The 15,750-nt window shown below is 39.9% G+C and carries 15 protein-coding genes; 4 read left to right on the forward strand and 11 right to left on the reverse strand.

All coding sequences use genetic code 11. From position 1 onward, the window contains the following. Positions 1-39: 39 nt before the first annotated feature. Positions 40-1,191 (reverse strand): molecular chaperone DnaJ, encoded by a 1,152-nt coding sequence (dnaJ, locus tag HXT57_RS04185; RefSeq protein WP_415697881.1) that lies wholly within the window; start codon positions 1,189-1,191, stop codon positions 40-42. Positions 1,192-1,281: 90 nt separating this feature from the next. Continuing rightward, positions 1,282-2,298 (reverse strand): heat-inducible transcriptional repressor HrcA, encoded by a 1,017-nt coding sequence (gene hrcA, locus HXT57_RS04190; protein ID WP_165845982.1) that lies wholly within the window; start codon positions 2,296-2,298, stop codon positions 1,282-1,284. Between the two features lie 219 nt (positions 2,299-2,517). Between hrcA and tkt the strand changes: the two genes are divergently transcribed. Together tkt and tal are read left to right on the forward strand one after the other, a co-directional pair. After that, positions 2,518-4,617: a transketolase gene (gene tkt / locus HXT57_RS04195; RefSeq protein ID WP_415697880.1), complete on the forward strand. Its 2,100-nt coding sequence runs from the start codon at positions 2,518-2,520 to the stop codon at positions 4,615-4,617. A 220-nt stretch (positions 4,618-4,837) separates the two neighbouring features. Next, the gene (gene tal / locus HXT57_RS04200) at positions 4,838-5,941 is read left to right on the forward strand and encodes a transaldolase (RefSeq protein WP_416091165.1); all 1,104 of its coding nucleotides are present in this window, start codon (positions 4,838-4,840) and stop codon (positions 5,939-5,941) included. A gap of 103 nt (positions 5,942-6,044) precedes the next feature. Here the strand turns inward: tal and HXT57_RS04205 are convergent, their stop codons facing one another. From HXT57_RS04205 to HXT57_RS04245, 9 genes are all read right to left on the reverse strand, one after another. Further along, positions 6,045-6,773, reverse strand: a complete 729-nt coding sequence (locus HXT57_RS04205; RefSeq protein ID WP_421783392.1) for an ATP-binding protein — start codon at positions 6,771-6,773, stop codon at positions 6,045-6,047. A 233-nt stretch (positions 6,774-7,006) separates the two neighbouring features. Beyond that, positions 7,007-7,330, reverse strand: coding sequence for a type II toxin-antitoxin system RelE/ParE family toxin (locus HXT57_RS04210; protein WP_415694053.1), 324 nt, complete (start codon positions 7,328-7,330; stop codon positions 7,007-7,009). Beyond that, complete coding sequence (locus HXT57_RS04215) at positions 7,330-7,632, reverse strand: type II toxin-antitoxin system RelB/DinJ family antitoxin (protein ID WP_415693023.1); 303 nt, start codon at positions 7,630-7,632, stop codon at positions 7,330-7,332. Before HXT57_RS04215 ends, HXT57_RS04210 begins: the two co-directional genes overlap by 1 nt. A gap of 171 nt (positions 7,633-7,803) precedes the next feature. Further along, positions 7,804-9,819, reverse strand: a complete 2,016-nt coding sequence (locus HXT57_RS04220; RefSeq protein WP_421783395.1) for an ATP-binding cassette domain-containing protein — start codon at positions 9,817-9,819, stop codon at positions 7,804-7,806. A 40-nt stretch (positions 9,820-9,859) separates the two neighbouring features. Further along, on the reverse strand, positions 9,860-10,675 hold the full coding sequence (locus tag HXT57_RS04225) for a hypothetical protein (protein WP_415697877.1): 816 nt from the start codon (positions 10,673-10,675) through the stop codon (positions 9,860-9,862). Positions 10,676-10,775: 100 nt separating this feature from the next. Further along, complete coding sequence (locus tag HXT57_RS04230; RefSeq protein ID WP_415693025.1) at positions 10,776-11,210, reverse strand: hypothetical protein; 435 nt, start codon at positions 11,208-11,210, stop codon at positions 10,776-10,778. Positions 11,211-11,811: 601 nt separating this feature from the next. After that, positions 11,812-12,429, reverse strand: coding sequence for an SAP domain-containing protein (locus HXT57_RS04235; RefSeq protein ID WP_421783397.1), 618 nt, complete (start codon positions 12,427-12,429; stop codon positions 11,812-11,814). Between the two features lie 194 nt (positions 12,430-12,623). Beyond that, positions 12,624-13,094, reverse strand: a complete 471-nt coding sequence (locus HXT57_RS04240) for a GNAT family N-acetyltransferase (protein WP_004111719.1) — start codon at positions 13,092-13,094, stop codon at positions 12,624-12,626. Positions 13,095-13,484: 390 nt separating this feature from the next. Continuing rightward, the gene (locus HXT57_RS04245; RefSeq protein ID WP_421783399.1) at positions 13,485-14,132 is read right to left on the reverse strand and encodes a zinc ribbon domain-containing protein; all 648 of its coding nucleotides are present in this window, start codon (positions 14,130-14,132) and stop codon (positions 13,485-13,487) included. Between the two features lie 264 nt (positions 14,133-14,396). Between HXT57_RS04245 and HXT57_RS04250 the strand changes: the two genes are divergently transcribed. Together HXT57_RS04250 and HXT57_RS04255 are read left to right on the forward strand one after the other, a co-directional pair. After that, complete coding sequence (locus HXT57_RS04250; protein WP_415693027.1) at positions 14,397-14,597, forward strand: helix-turn-helix transcriptional regulator; 201 nt, start codon at positions 14,397-14,399, stop codon at positions 14,595-14,597. Between the two features lies 1 nt (position 14,598). Then, the gene (locus HXT57_RS04255; protein ID WP_415697874.1) at positions 14,599-15,048 is read left to right on the forward strand and encodes a hypothetical protein; all 450 of its coding nucleotides are present in this window, start codon (positions 14,599-14,601) and stop codon (positions 15,046-15,048) included. The last annotated feature ends 702 nt before the right edge of the window (positions 15,049-15,750 follow it).

Below are 15,750 nucleotides of genomic sequence, written 5' to 3' on the forward strand. Positions count from 1 at the left end.
CACTATTTTAAATTAAAGCAGTAAATTAAATCCGTAAAATCAGCCGGCAAAAGCTTCCTTTAATTTACTAAAGAAACCTTTACGCTCACTCGACTGCTCACTTAACGAATGCTGCTGCACTTGCTTCATAGAACTATCATGCAATTTAGCAAATTTTTCAATCAAAGCACGCTCTTCATCATTCAACTTAGAAGGCGTTTGCACTAGCACATGAACCACGATATTTCCGCGATCTTTAGAACGAAGCTTCGTCACACCAAGATTTGGCAAAGTAATAGTGTCTTCATTTTGGCAGCCTGCAGGAATCGTTATTTTCTGAGCACCATCAAAAGTGTCGATTTCAAGGCTACGACCAAGAACAGCCCAGCTCATAGGAACTGTAATCCAACAATGCAAATCATCCTCGTTACGAGTAAATTGCTTATCTGCACGAATATGAATATCAACGTACAAATCGCCGGCAGGACCGCCGCACTTACCAACGCTTCCTTGGGAAGCTAAGCGCAAACGACTACCGTCACGAATTCCAGCCGGCACGTTCACTCCAACTTCACGAATTGAACGCACACGACCATGACCGTGGCAGTTTTGGCAAATATTCTTAATAATCGTGCCGTGACCTTCGCAATGCTCACAAGGCATCGAAGACATCATTTGACCGAGCATAGTGCGCACAACTTTTTGGCAGAAGCCAGAACCGTGACACACAGAGCACTGTTCTGGAGCGGAATTGTCGGCAGAACCGGAACCAGAGCAATCCTTGCAAACGCCAAAAGTAGTTAACCGTACGCTAACATTTCCGCCAAAAATAGCGGTTTTCAAATCAATACGAGCCTCAGCTAACGCATCATCGCCAGGCTGCACACGCGAAATTGGTCCTTGCGAATTACCGAAAGAACCGCCAAAGAACTGGCTGAAAATGTCGCCCATGCCCATATCTGCAAAACCAGCACCTGAAGCTCCGGCACTTCCTGCAGAAGGATCGTTAGGATCAACACCCATGTCTACCATTCGACGCTTTTCAGGATTAGAAAGCACGTCGTAGGCAGCATTTACTTCCTTAAACTTTTCTTCAAACTCAGCGCCTGCAATATCAGGATGATATTTGCGGCTCATTTTGCGATAGGCTTTGCGAATTTCGTCGTCGCTAGCATTGTGATCAACGCCTAGAACTTTGTAGTAATCAGTCAATTAATTCCCCTTTTACCTTTTTCTAAAATCATTCTTGCATAAGGCACAGCCAGACATAAGCCGAATAACCAGCCATAAACCAGCCACGTTTTATGAATTTTCGGATATAAACGAATTAAGGTAGCGCGCAACAGCCTTAACAGCAGTCATCGTTGCAGCATAATCCATATGCGTAGGACCAATTGATCCAATAAACGCAGAGTCAGAATCAGCATTGTATCCGTAAGTGCTTGTTACAACAGAAGCGTTAAGCAAACCAGGAGTGTGCGTTTCCGAGCCGATTGCAACACTAACACCACTTGCACAATCGCTTGCTTCCTCACTTAACGAAGTCATCAGTCGCATAATAACAGCCTGTTCTTCGAGTGCGTCAAAAAGTGAAGCAAAATCAACAATACTTTGTCTATGCGCAAGTTGAGAAGCTCCAGCCATATATAAGTCGTGAGTATGCTCACCGTCATGCATATCTTCTAAAGCGTTAGCAAGTTGACTAATAATTTGCAAAGCTGACGCTAAATCCTTGCGATTTGCGAGCGCATAAACGCGTTGTGAAGCAGATGAAAGAGATAGCCCAATGCAGCACTCATTAACCATATTAGTTAGATGCAATAAGTCATTTGAATTTATAGTAGTTGCTTGAATCATGTGCTGAGCTACGCCTCCAGTATCTGTAATCACAACAACCAAAAGCGTAGAAGACGATACTTGAACAATCTCAATTCTTTTTACTTTTGACTTAGACAATGCTGGAGATGCTACGAGAGCGACTTGACCCGTAATACTTGCAAGAAGACGCGCGGAACGTTGCAAAGTATCTTGCAAACTAACAGATCCGCTTAAAAAGTTACGTATAGCGCGACGCTGCGGTTCAGAAAGCGGAATAACAGAAGCCAAACCGTCAACAAAGTAGCGATAGCCTTTTTCAGTAGGAATACGACCTGCAGAAGTGTGCGGTTGAACAAGGTATCCCTCCTCTTCCAAAGCCGACATGTCGTTACGAATAGTAGCTGAACTCACACCAAGCTGATGATGCTTTGCAAGAGCCGCAGAACCAACAGGCTCTTGAGAACGAATATAATCCTCAACAACTGCGCGCAAAATCATCATGCGTCGTGACTGCATTACCACTCCTTACAAACACTCTAAATACTATATTCCTATAGTAGTCTATTTCTTAGCACGCAACAGAACATAAAAGCAAACTTTTGACACACTTTGTAACATATTCGTCGCGCGCGAAAGATAGGATTGAAGGGCAATGAGAGGGTAAAAAGCCAGCGTAAGCTGTGCTTAAAAACCCGGATTATTGGAAGGAAAGTAGATCACATGACCGATTTCAACTGGTCTGCATTAGACGAGCGCGCCGTAAAAATGGCGAAGGTTCTCTCGGCTGATGCTGTTGAGCGAGCAGGACACGGACATCCTGGCTCCCCTGTTTCATTAGCACCGATTGCGTACACATTGTACCAGCATTTCATTAAGCACGATCCAGCTGACCCAAAGTGGGCTGGCCGCGATCGTTTTATTCTTTCTGGCGGTCACGCTTCGCTTACGCAATACGTGCAGTTGTTCTTCTCTGGATACGGCTTGACTCTTGACGATCTCAAGTATTTCCGTGGCGGTGCAGACACGCGTACTCCAGGTCACCCTGAATACGGCTTGACTCCAGGCATCGAAATGACTACTGGCCCACTCGGTCAGGGTCTTGCTTCTGCTGTTGGTTTTGCCTATGGTCAGCGCTTTGAGCGCGGTCTTCTTGATCCAGAAGCTCCAGCTGGCACTTCCCCATTCGATCACAAGGTTTGGGTTATCTGCGGCGAAGGCGACGTTGAGGAAGGCGTTTCTTCTGAAGCTGCTTCCTTGGCTGGAAACCAGAAGCTTGGCAATTTGACTGTAATCTTCGATGCAAACCACATTCAGATTGAAGGTGACACTAAGCTCACCTTCTCTGAGGATATTCTTGCTCGTTACCGTGCATACGGTTGGTACACCGATGAAGTTAGCTTCATCCAGCCAGACGGCTCCTACAAGGAAGACGTTCAGGCTTTGGCTGCAGCTATTGAAAAGGCTCAGGAAGTTACCGATAAGCCTCACTTCATTAAGGTTAATACTTTGATTGCTTGGCCAACCCCAGGCAAGACCGACAACGAAGCTTCCCACGGCTCCAAGCTTGGCGAAGAAGCTGTGAAGGGCTTGAAGGAACTTTGCGGTTTCGACCCAGAAGTTCAATTCCCAATCGACGAAGAAGCTTTGGCTCACGCTCGCAAGGTTGCAGAGCGCGGCTTGGCTGCTCACAAAGCTTGGGACGAAGCTCTTGCAAAGTGGGCTGCCGCCAACCCAGATAAGGCTGCTCTCTACGAGCGCATTAAGGCTGGCAAGCTTCCTGAAGGTTTCGACAAGGCTATTGACGACTTGGTTGCTGGCTTCGAAGTTGGCTCTAAGGTCGCTACCCGTAAGGCTTCCGGCGCAGTTCTTAACGCAATTGCTGCTGTTATGCCAGAACTTTGGGGCGGTTCCGCTGATTTGGGTGGCTCCAACAACACCAACATTAAGGGTGCTGACTCCTTCGGTCCATCCGAGGACGCAACTCGCACTTGGCCAAACGTTTCCGAGCATGGTCGTCAGCTTCACTTCGGTGTGCGCGAGTTCGCAATGGGTGCTATTACCAACGGTATTTTGCTTGGTTCTGACACTCGCCCATTCAACGGCACCTTCTTCCAGTTCTCTGACTACGAGCGCCCAGCAGTTCGCTTGGCTGCTTTGATGGAGATTCCAAATCTCTACGTTTGGACCCACGATTCCGTAGCTTTGGGCGAAGATGGTCCAACTCACCAGCCAATCGAACACTTGGCTGCTTTCCGTGCTATTCCTCAGCTTGAGGTTGTGCGCCCTGCAGATGAGTACGAAACTGCTGAAGCTTACCGTTACTTCTTCGAAAAGAAGAACAGCTACCCAACCGCTATGATTTTGACCCGCCAAGGCGTTCCAACCCTCGCTGAGACTGCTGAAAAGGCTCGCGAAGGCGTGAAGCACGGCGCTTACGTTTTGGTTGATTGCGAAGGCACTCCAGACGTAATCATCATGGCAACCGGTTCCGAAGTTCAGTGGGCTGTTGCTGGCGCCAAGACTTTGGCTGCTGAAGGCATTAAGGCTCGCGTTCTTTCCATGCCATCCCTCGAATGGTTCGAAGAGCAGGACGAAGAGTACAAGGAAGCAATCTTGCCAAAGTCCGTCAAGGCTCGCGTTTCCATCGAAGCTGGCTTGGCATTGCCTTGGTACAAGTATCTTGGCGATTGCGGCAAGGCTGTTTCTATCGAACAGTACGGCTTGCAGGGTGACGGCGGTCAGAACATGATTGACTTGGGCATTACTGCTGAGCACGTAGTAGAAGCTGCTAAGGCTTCTATCGAAGAAGCTCGCGCCTAAGATAGCTTGACAAAAAGCAAGTAAGCAAAATAAAGCTTGATGTATCAAAATAAAATTGGTATGTCACAAAACTAGAAGTGCTAACGAAACACTTCACAAGAGACAGCGACGGCGTGTTGATGCCGAGCTACCGTTGGTTCGACATCAACCGCTGTTTCTTGTAAAAACGCCAAAATACCGACGTGCCCCAATTGGTGGAGCACAGTGTTAAGGAGATAACATGACTGAAGCAACGCAGCGCACCAGCGATTCCGGCGTTTCTATTTGGTTGGACGATTTGTCCCGTACCCGCATTGAGTCCGGCTCTTTGCAGGATTTGATTGCTAATAAGAATGTTGTTGGCGTTACCACCAACCCATCCATCTTCCAGAAGGCTTTGAGCCAGGTTGGCCCATACGATGCACAGCTTAAGGAACTCGGCAAGGTCGACGTTGAAACCGCTATCCGCGAGTTGACCACCACCGACGTTCGTAACGCAACCGATATCTTCCGCGAGATCGCTGAAAAGACCGACTTCGTTGACGGCCGCGTCTCCATCGAAGTTGACCCACGCTTGGCTCACGATACTGCTAACACTGAGAAGCAGGCTGAAGAGCTTTGGGCAAAGGTTGATCGTCCAAACGTTATGATCAAGATTCCAGCAACTTTGGAAGGTCTTCCAGCTATCACCGCTACCCTTGCTAAGGGTATTTCTGTGAACGTAACCTTGATCTTCTCCCTCGAGCGCTACGAGCAGGTTATCGACGCCTTCATCGAAGGTATCGCTCAGGCTGCCGCTAACGGCCACGACTTGAAGCACATTGGTTCCGTAGCTTCCTTCTTCGTCTCCCGCGTTGATACCGCTGTTGACAAGCTCCTCGAAGCTAACGGCTCCGATGAAGCTAAGGCTCTTGAAGGCAAGGCTGCTGTTGCTAACGCTCGCTTGGCTTACGAACTCTTCGAGAAGAAGTTCGCAGCTGATCCACGTTGGACTGCTCTTGAAGCTAAGGGCGCTAAGAAGCAGCGTCCACTTTGGGCTTCTACCGGCACCAAGAACGCAGCTTATTCCGATTGCAAGTACGTTGACGAGTTGGTTGCTGAGCATGTTGTGAACACCATGCCAGAAAAGACTTTGAACGCTCTTGCTGATCACGGCAACGGCGCTGCTTCCGTTAAGGGCACTTACGAAGAGAGCCACGCTGTTATGAACAAGCTTGCTGAGCTTGGCATCAACATCAAGGACGTTACCGACAAGCTTGAGGCCGACGGTGTTGCCGCCTTCATCAAGTCTTGGGATTCCGTGATTGCTGACGTGCAGTCTGGCATCGATCGCGTAAACGCCTGATTTTGCTAATCGTCTGATAGCTAAACTGCTAATCAGCGAAACTGCTAAATAACATAAACCGCACATGTTCGTGGATTATAATTCACACATGTGCGGTTTTTAACTAACGGTTAAAAACGTAAGTAGTAGCTCGACCTTTTCCACAAACTGAAATATCTCCTCTACTAACTAAATCAGATAACAATTGCTTAGCCTTGATACTACCCACGTTAAGAATATTTTGCACTTGCTCACGCTTTATTGTTCCATGATTATGTACTGCTTCAATAATCTTTTTATAGCAATCGTCAACGCTCATACGTTTGTGCGAGTTATTAGAATCTTGCGAAAGTGAATTTGTAGTAAGTTCTGAATTATAAGTACCGTTCACTAAATTCAATGAACTAGCATTAAGTTCAGTTTTGTTTTTTGCAGAACCAGATACAAAGTTATTCTTATCGCTTACAAAAAATTCAAGAGTAGTACGGTCAGGGTTAAAGAACTCGCTTAAAACTGGATGGCGTATTCCAGCCCAATCACAACCAGCTCTCATAGCATCAAATCCGCTTCCAGCACGTTCAACAACAGAAATCAGCGCGAACATTTTAAGCAGTGCTGGATTCCGAGAATCAGAAAAACCTCCAGCTAAAGCCACTTCTACAGGCATACGTAAGCAGCCTGGGTTTGCAAAAGAAAGCTTAAAACCATCATTTGCGCTATTTGTTTCTATAGAAGATTGTGAAGAACCATCAACATCAGTACTCGCAGCATCATTATATGTAATAACAGTGTTACCTCGCATATAATAATCAGAATGAATCAACGTGTTTGCAAGAGCTTCTCTAATTGCCATATGCAACGCGGTATCATCAACTCTTAATGATTGAGAATTAAGCAAAAATGGTAATAAATGCGATGATAAATTAACACTAAAGACTACTAAAAACAGTACTTCAATCTGGATTGAGAGAACTCCTAGTATAGCTACACTTTTTTGAGTGCACACTATTGATAGTGGGTGCACTTTTTAACGATAGGAAAAGCTATCGTTAAAAGGTTTAAGATTGGCTTAATAACACGTTTACATTACAATTGTTCCAGTTGCTTAGCCTGATCTCTTCTCACGTAAATAACCGCGAGTATTTGAACTTCTTTTCTACTCTCATCAACACAAAAATAAACGTAATAATTTTTTACGCGTATTCTTCTAAAACCAAGCTCACACCACGGTTGCTCACCAATTAACTTCACACGATAAGGCATCGTCTGTAAAGACATCATTTCCGACTTCAACAGCTCGAGTATTCTTTTAGCTATTATCGGCTCTTTTAACTCAGTGGCAATATATTCTCGAATAAGTGCAAGATGCTCTTTCGCCTGACGAGTAACTTTTACTTTATACTCATCCATTAAAGACCTCGTTCAAGCTCTTCAAAAACATCATCTATCGGATAACTATCACCTTGAACCGCCTGATCATAACCTTTAGCCATCAACGCGTTAAACGTTTTCTCGTCCATATCATCTTGTGCCGGAAGTGACTTCGGAATAGTAAGCGAAAACGGAATACCCTTATTAAGAATGATTTGACGATAAAACATGTCAATAGCAGTAGCCCTAGGAATTCCAATAGTTTCCAAAATCTTCTCCGCCTGCTGCTTAATATTTTCTTGTATTCTCACATTCACATTCGCTGTTTTAGTAACTGCCATATCAATCAACCTCCATACACACATCATAAAATACTGTGTCGCATATTGCAACACATTCCATACACTACTTCACAAACATATACAGTAAGCAATTACTATATGAATTCAAACCCAACCATCCACCATCAGTAATGTCTCACAACAAACGCAACTCACAGTACTTTTGTATTCTTAATATTCATCAAAATTAATTACCTTATCGAATACATCACAATTAGTTTGTGCGTGCAACACAACTACAAGCTTGTTATTCCCAGTTTTAGCACATCTGATAGCTTGCATGATTATTTCACGTTCACTACAACCATCAGCATCAGTTACACTTTTGAAAGTCTCATCCAACATAATAACAGTTCGCTGTTGAGAACCAATACACTTTGTGAGCGACGTAAAATCTGGAGCAACAATAGCACCCTTATCATCAAATAAATAATCTTCAATCAGCATACAATTCTGAGTATTATTATGATCAAACCAATCTCGCAACAATACTGATTTACCAGCACCACTAGCACCAATAATAGCAACCGAAGAAATACAACTATCAGCAATGGTTTTACTAAGATTCTGGTATGCTAATTCATTCCTCTTATACGCTTGCTGCTTACGCTCATAATTTTCCAAACTGAAAACTCGTTGAGCAGTCTGAGTCAAAACACCTGAATCTTGCAAAGTTTCAATCACATTTTCCAAGCTTGACGACAGCATTACCACAAAATACAACACAGCACTAGCAGAAGCAAAATTCATTGATGATACTGTAAGCATATAAAGTATTGAAAATTCCAACACTAAAGAAAGACTTTGCATCATGCAATTTCTCACTGTGTAAATATTGATAAAACGACGCATACGCTGCCAATACTTATTTTCTGACGAAGCATAATGATACTTGCGAGAACTATCAAAAATAGCACCTTGCGGTAAGCTTCGCGTTGATAATAACGACGATAATGCTCCTAAAAACTTATCGCGATATTGTGCTTGTTTATCCGCAGCCGTATTAAGTAATCGCGAACCAGCGTACCATATGAGACAAGATAACGGCACCATAATAATCATTATGTATACGTACTGCGGTACTGCAGCAATTGTCATAGCAAGAACTATTACTGTTTGAACAATAATAAAAATAACGTGTGCAATAGCACTAGGAATACTCATCTGTAAGTCAGAAAAATCATCCCCAAGCCTACCTAAAACATCACCTTTATTATCAATATTTGAATACTTATGCAAACGCATAATTAAACGATTATGCAGTTTTGTAAGCCGCACAATTGGCACAGCATATACAGGAAAATTAAGAGCAATAATGCCAACGACAATAAGCAAGCTTGCAAACAATGCAGAAGACTTAAGCATATTTAAGTTGGTGTTCGTAGCAATATTCTCTACAAACATTAACTCAGCAAGAACTATAAGTACCGTTGCTATCGGCAAACAAACAATACTAGCGGAGAACAATTCGCGCACAGTTCTAATGAACTTACCACGTGATTCTGCACCTGTAGGAATTTTCGATTCCACACAATCCGCTTGCATAGCTTTATCACTACAAGTATTCTGCAAATGATTTTCCTCAACCACACTATGCGTGACTTGCTTAGACTTATTACCATAAAACACGCAAGGAATATACTCCGGATTACGCGCGAATAAAACAATATGCCGAACTTGAGAACTTAGCATGGCTTGTGAAACTGTTTCTCGAAGCTCTGGATTTAACACAGAAAACACGTCATCAAGCACCAAATATTCCACGTCTTGAGCAAACGCCATAGCAAGCACCACGCGTTGACGCTCACCAACAGATAACGTTTCAGGATTATGCAAAAACCTATCCGCAACCTCACGCGACACATGAAATAAACGCAAGAAGTTTTCATACTGCCGACGAGTATCATCACTCGCAATATCAAACCAAGCTTCAATAAGCCCCTGCGACATAATAGGATTACAAGGCACCAATATTTTACTACTGCTAACAATAGAATCATACGCATCCAAAGCCGAGCGAGTTTCTTTAGACAAAAGAGCGAACTTATTATCAAATACGACAGAATCAGAAATATTAGTAGCATCCGCACGAGTATTCTTCATAGCATCTTGCTCTAATTGCACTAAATCCTTGTCCATTGGAAGAGCAAGTCGAATCACGCGATAATTCACAATATTATTCTGCATGGCACCATACAAATATTTAATCGCAAAAAGAATTCCAACATTAAACAACGCATTTGGAAAAAATAGTTACATGAACAAGAACAACACCAGCAAGCAGTAATGTCAACCCACCTTGCTCAACAATATTACTCAATAATTGAGGAAATATGCGCTTATAAAGCACTCTTTCTTCTGTTTTACGCGCATCTTCAATCGCCGTGATACCAACATTATAACGATACACTCTTGAAGCGTGAGGAAGTTTATCAATAATTTTACTGAGAAGATTACGACGTTTACCTTCTAAATCCACATAGTTCTTCCACAATACGCCAATCCAACGTATAAGGAACAAATTACCAACACATAAGAGAACTAATAGTAAAACCGCTACAATACTATTCTCGTGATATTGAACAACACAGATAGCAAAAAGAATAATAAACTGCAATATTGATAACACAAAATCAACACCATAAGCTATCTGACTTATCTGATTTGGATATGTTAATGCCGAAGACTGCAATGTTTCATCATCATTATTCTGAACAGATAAACGCACAAAACGATGGAAAGTAAGCTGACGAAACAAAGCTATAAGAAGCATTTCACAACGATCTTTAGCAATAAAACCCAATGCTTGTAAGAAGAAAGATAATGCCAACTTAAACGCAACAGACCCTTCAAGCAGCGTCGAAGTAGAATGCAACGACCCCATAGTATAAATAAGCAGCAACATTCCAGCAAGCTGTATCAAACCAGTAATAAAAACTGATAACACCTGCGGCATAAGAACTATAAAATATACTAAAGCACCTTTTGTACGTTGATGATTCGCAACGAACGAATCATAACGAGATACAACCCTATTTAACATATACCTCCAACATACATATTCATTCCAAACCCTCTAATCTACAAGTTTCATTAACTAATTCATCATCAGGGAAACGCTTCAAATTGAATGCAAAATACTACTATTTCTTTTTATAACCTACAGCAACATTACCTGTTTTATTAAGTCCTGGTACTTTAAGAACATCAGAGGATGGCTTGTCTTTTAAATCAAATTTACCAACTAAAAATAGAGCTTTATACCCTGAACTAGGCAAATTAAACTGTGAGTCAACTAATTTGATGGGCTTATCTCCAAGAGTGACTTTAGACAAATCATAATGAGAATCAAGAATGTCTCGTGACACAAAGAGATACAGTTCACCTTTATTCATGTAATCGTCTGGTAGGCGATATTCTTTCTGAGATACCTCTACTGTTTCCCAATGATATGACGCAAGCTCTGCCTTCTCCTCATCATCAGCACATCCCGCAAGAGAAAAGAGAGAACCTAGCAGCAGAAGTATAACAAGACAACTTTGAAAAATGTTTTTACAAAAAATAGTTTTACTCCTCATAACACTACTAGCCTCCTTTTCGTTAACACAACTTTGTATCAAATGATTATAAAACAGACTATTAAGTAAACAAAATCTCCCATTCGCTCTGATTACTGTAATAATCTTAATAAATATCCTATTTTTTTATTAATTTGTCTAGACTATCGACACTAATTTCTTCATTTACTAGCAAACTATACTCTTTCATAAACAGCAAGGTTCGAAGAAACAGAAGAACCAACATAATCGCGCGCGTTTAACGCTTCCAACAATATTCCCTCATAAACGAAGCAATCCCTGCAAATCTTCACCCTCGTAATATTCAACAAGCAACTTCTTAAACTCAGCAACTAGACTATATGCAAGTAGGTGTCATCAAAACGATATCTTGAAACAGTCACGATTTGTAAAGGAGCGCTACTGATTCTGTATGCCTGGAGTCGACACTATGGATAAAAAGTTCATTTTTTCGTTTTCGCGAACATATCATTGACTTTTTTTTAATGTTTTCCTCGTATTGGTAAACATATCATAGGGTTTTTATACTAGTACGTATTTGGAAACATATCGAGTTTTATGTTTTTGATATATAATACACATTATATAATGTAGAATTTACTCATTTACAATATCCTTTTATTTTATCTGCATATTTGCTTAAAAGCTCTTTTGAATATACTTTACTTTGGTTAGATTCTCTCACTTCGTTCCAAAGAATTGCAGCAACTTTCATCTTATTAGAAAATTTATCACTACGTTCATCTAAGTTAAAATCTTTTACAAACTGGTTCCATTGGTTAGTAGAATTATCATATTTTGCGTAATCAGAGTCTCCATTATATACATCAAGCATATTTTTAATTGTAAAATTTTTGTCGTTCTTTCTTGTTACTTTTCGCCAAGCTTCTGCCATATTCGCATTAAATTTAAATGGCTCAATTCCAGTTTGCTCTGAAAAATAGTCTCTAAATTTTTGATTGAATGAAAATCCACATTCTAGTAATGGAGTATTTAATGTTATATTATCAGTTATCTTTTTATTTTTATTCCTTGAAGATTTTTTTATTTTATTTCCCTTAAAATATTCTTCTATAATATAATTCAGTTCCTTTTTTGTTCCTCTATATTCTAATCCAAGAGACTTACAAACTTTTGATAACTCCTCTCGATACCAATAATATTTGTTGAATTCTTCAAATGATTTTATATCTTTAAATTCAGGTCTACTTTCTAACATACACTTTCCCTCAATTCTCTTTTTTCTATTCGTTCGTCATCAATACTAGAGCCTCCGCCGCAGCTTTCACATTAAACGAGTAAACACTAGGTATGTCTTATCGACATGTTCGTATGCAGAAACATATCCATGAACCTTTTAACAATTATCTCTGCCTATCGTTAAAAGGTTTCAAGCAAATAAACTTAGAGTTCTCACACTCCTAGATATTTAATATATATTTGACACGGATTCCACTCATCCCATAAAGTTGGAAAACATTCCAATTCTTTATATCCCATCGCGATATAAAAATGATTTGTAATATCATATTCTTTGTAGTGTCCCATCTGAACAGTTTTTACCTGTGAGTATGTGTAACCCATCTTCCTTGCCATAGCTTCGTATGCTTTGTTAAGTACCGAGCCAACTCCCATTCTATGGAATTTCTTTTTTATACCCATCACAAAAATCTCTGCACAATCCTTGCTGGTTGCGTTTAACACAATAAACCCAACAAGTTTATCATTAATATAACAAGCAAGAAAAGGCTTTTCCTGTGAATCTTGAATATATTCTTCTGTACTTTCTGGCATTCCAAACCATTCTTGAAGATCATACAATACTTCTCTCGATACAGATTCCTTTTCTAGTTTATTCTCAATTTCTTTTACTTTTATATTCAATCCAGTCCTCCACAAACTCTAATTTATTCTTGTCATCAATACTAGAGCCTCCGCCGTCGAATCTTTCCAATCGAAGCTTCCTATTCGGTCGCTTCTCTTGGAGATTCTTGACGCGAGACCTACCTCTGCTTCGCATCGATTAGCTTTGCTAATCGCGCGATAGCAGGGTTAGAGCTTCAACGTTGATTGAGAGAACTCCTAGTATAGCTACACTTTTTGAGTGCACACTATGGATAGTGGGTGCACCTTTTAACGATAGGAAAAGCTATCGTTAAAAAGTTTAAGATTGGCTTGATAACTTGGTTTTTGAGCATAAAAACAAAAAGAGCCTAGAGATGCCCCACTAGGCTGACTTTTGTAACATTTCAAACACTCACATTCTTTTAGCTTTTACGATGCCCTTTCAACATCAACACTAATCTCTGATTTAAAAGTTACGCTGAACCTGTCCTCGTAAACTTTTATTTTCTTGATGTACTTTCTTACCAGCTTCTCGTCATACTCACTAATATCGTGACACTCACTTTTCAGAAAATCTTCCATTTCTCTAATTCGTCTCTTAGCATCTTCTTGACCTGCTTTTTCTATAAGAATCTGCTGTTTCTTAACTTTCAGTTCATCAATCTCATCAGCTATTTTCGTGTAGTCTTTTTTAGCTTTAAGCAAGGTTAGTAGTATCGCTTGTTTGTCTGCAATTCTTTTATCAACCGTTTCAAGCTCACTTAAGTTGTTGCCCGCGATAATTTCTCTAATATTGTTATTCAACGTACCCAATACTTCATCCGGTATACTAAACACCTTGTTTATGGCTTTCACTGTAGCAGACTGCAGTTCTTCCTCTTTTACTGTCGGAGCATCACAAGCACTAGGACCATTTTCCACTCTGGTACAACAACGCCAAACAACAGAACGCACTCCTCGATTGTTCCAAGCAATTCTTCTGTAAACATCACCGCATTTAGAACAAACACATAAGCTGGATAAAGCGTACTTACTGGAATAAACTCTCCTTTTTTTGTTCTCCTCACCACTAAACATGTTGGCTCGTCTTACCATTTCTTCTTGAACTTTAAAGAAAATATCTCTTGGAATAATCGAAGCGTGGCTATCTTTTACATAATACTGTGGTTCTGTTTCATCATTTTTTATACGAACATGGTTAATAAAATCTGTCGTCTTTTTAGTTTAAGAAATTATAAAAAAGCAAAGTAAGCTTGACAAAAAAAGCAAAGTAAGCTTGACAAAAAAAGCAAAGCGAGCTATACTTTGTATGTAAAGTGAGCTTGCTATTGGAGGAGGAAAATGAAAAATGCAATTTCTCAATTAAGAAAACAGCATAAAATAACTCAAGAAGAATTGGCAAATGAAGTTGGAGTAACAAGACAGACCATAACTTCCATTGAAACTGAGAAATATATAGCGTCACTACCGTTGGCTTTTAAAATTGCTAAGTTTTTTGATATGAGTATTGAAGAAATATTTAGTATAGAAGAGGATGATTAATATGAACAAATTAGAAAAATATAAAAAAGAAATAGGATTTAGAATTAGTATTTTAGTCTTATTATGTATGGCTGCCTTACTCGCAGTTATTATTGGAAATTTTTACTTAAAATATAAATTTCCATTAAAAGAAGATGTGACATATTATGTAGCAGTATTTTTTATTGGACTTGAACTTGTATCTGTATTCTACATGTCAATGCTTGGTAGAGCATATAGAAATAGAGATATATTGGAGAAGATGCATACTAAAGAAACAGATGAAAGAATGATATTAATAAAGATGAAGTCAGGATCAAATATAATACCTATATTTTCAATGGTTATTGTAATAGTTTCTTTAATTGTAGCATATGTAAGTTATGAAGCCTTTTTAGCGTTAATAATAGTTGCATTTGTACAATTAATATTTTCTAAATTATTAAAAGTATATTGGTCAAAAAAGATTTAAAAATATCATAGTAAAGGTATTAGACGATAGACAGTTAAAACTCTATCGTCTTTTTTATACTCAAAATTAGGATGTAAAAATGGTAAGGATAAGAATCCCCACTTAAAACAATTTAATATATAAGACTTTTAGCGATTGAAATATAAATTCAGTCGCTTTGTTAATTGAAATTTATAGATTAAGGATAAGAAATTAATGGATAGAGAAATGATAATTTAGCTGCCTAATCTTCTATTGTCGCTTGCCCGTTCATGAGCATAGGTAAAAGCCAATCACGGAGAGCTATCAAAGCTCTATTTTCGCGTTGATTAGACGATATAGTCGTATAAGCAGGCATAGTAATGCTATTAAACACCTTAAGTTCAATCTCATTTGGAATATAAATGGGTCGATTTTTGAGTAGTGGTTTTTGTAAATGCTTTAGCCCTGTTCCCAAGAGAACTTTAAGTTAAGCTCTTGTTTGATAGAATAAAGCAAAGTGAATAAGTAATCTGATAATCCATCAGTACCAGTAATGCACCATGTATCTGTTGAATACGAAGCAGGACCGACATAAAATTTCACGTCTGCATTACATCCAGTATTTAATAAACAGATCCGATTATTAACTAGTGGTTTATCACAAGAAAGTACAGCATCACCACTAATGAAAAATGGGTATTCTCCATTGAGATTTTTAGCTGTTCCGACTTGAATGGTAGA

This window comes from Gardnerella sp. KA00771 (assembly GCF_049244045.1).
Classification (GTDB): domain Bacteria; phylum Actinomycetota; class Actinomycetes; order Actinomycetales; family Bifidobacteriaceae; genus Bifidobacterium; species Bifidobacterium swidsinskii.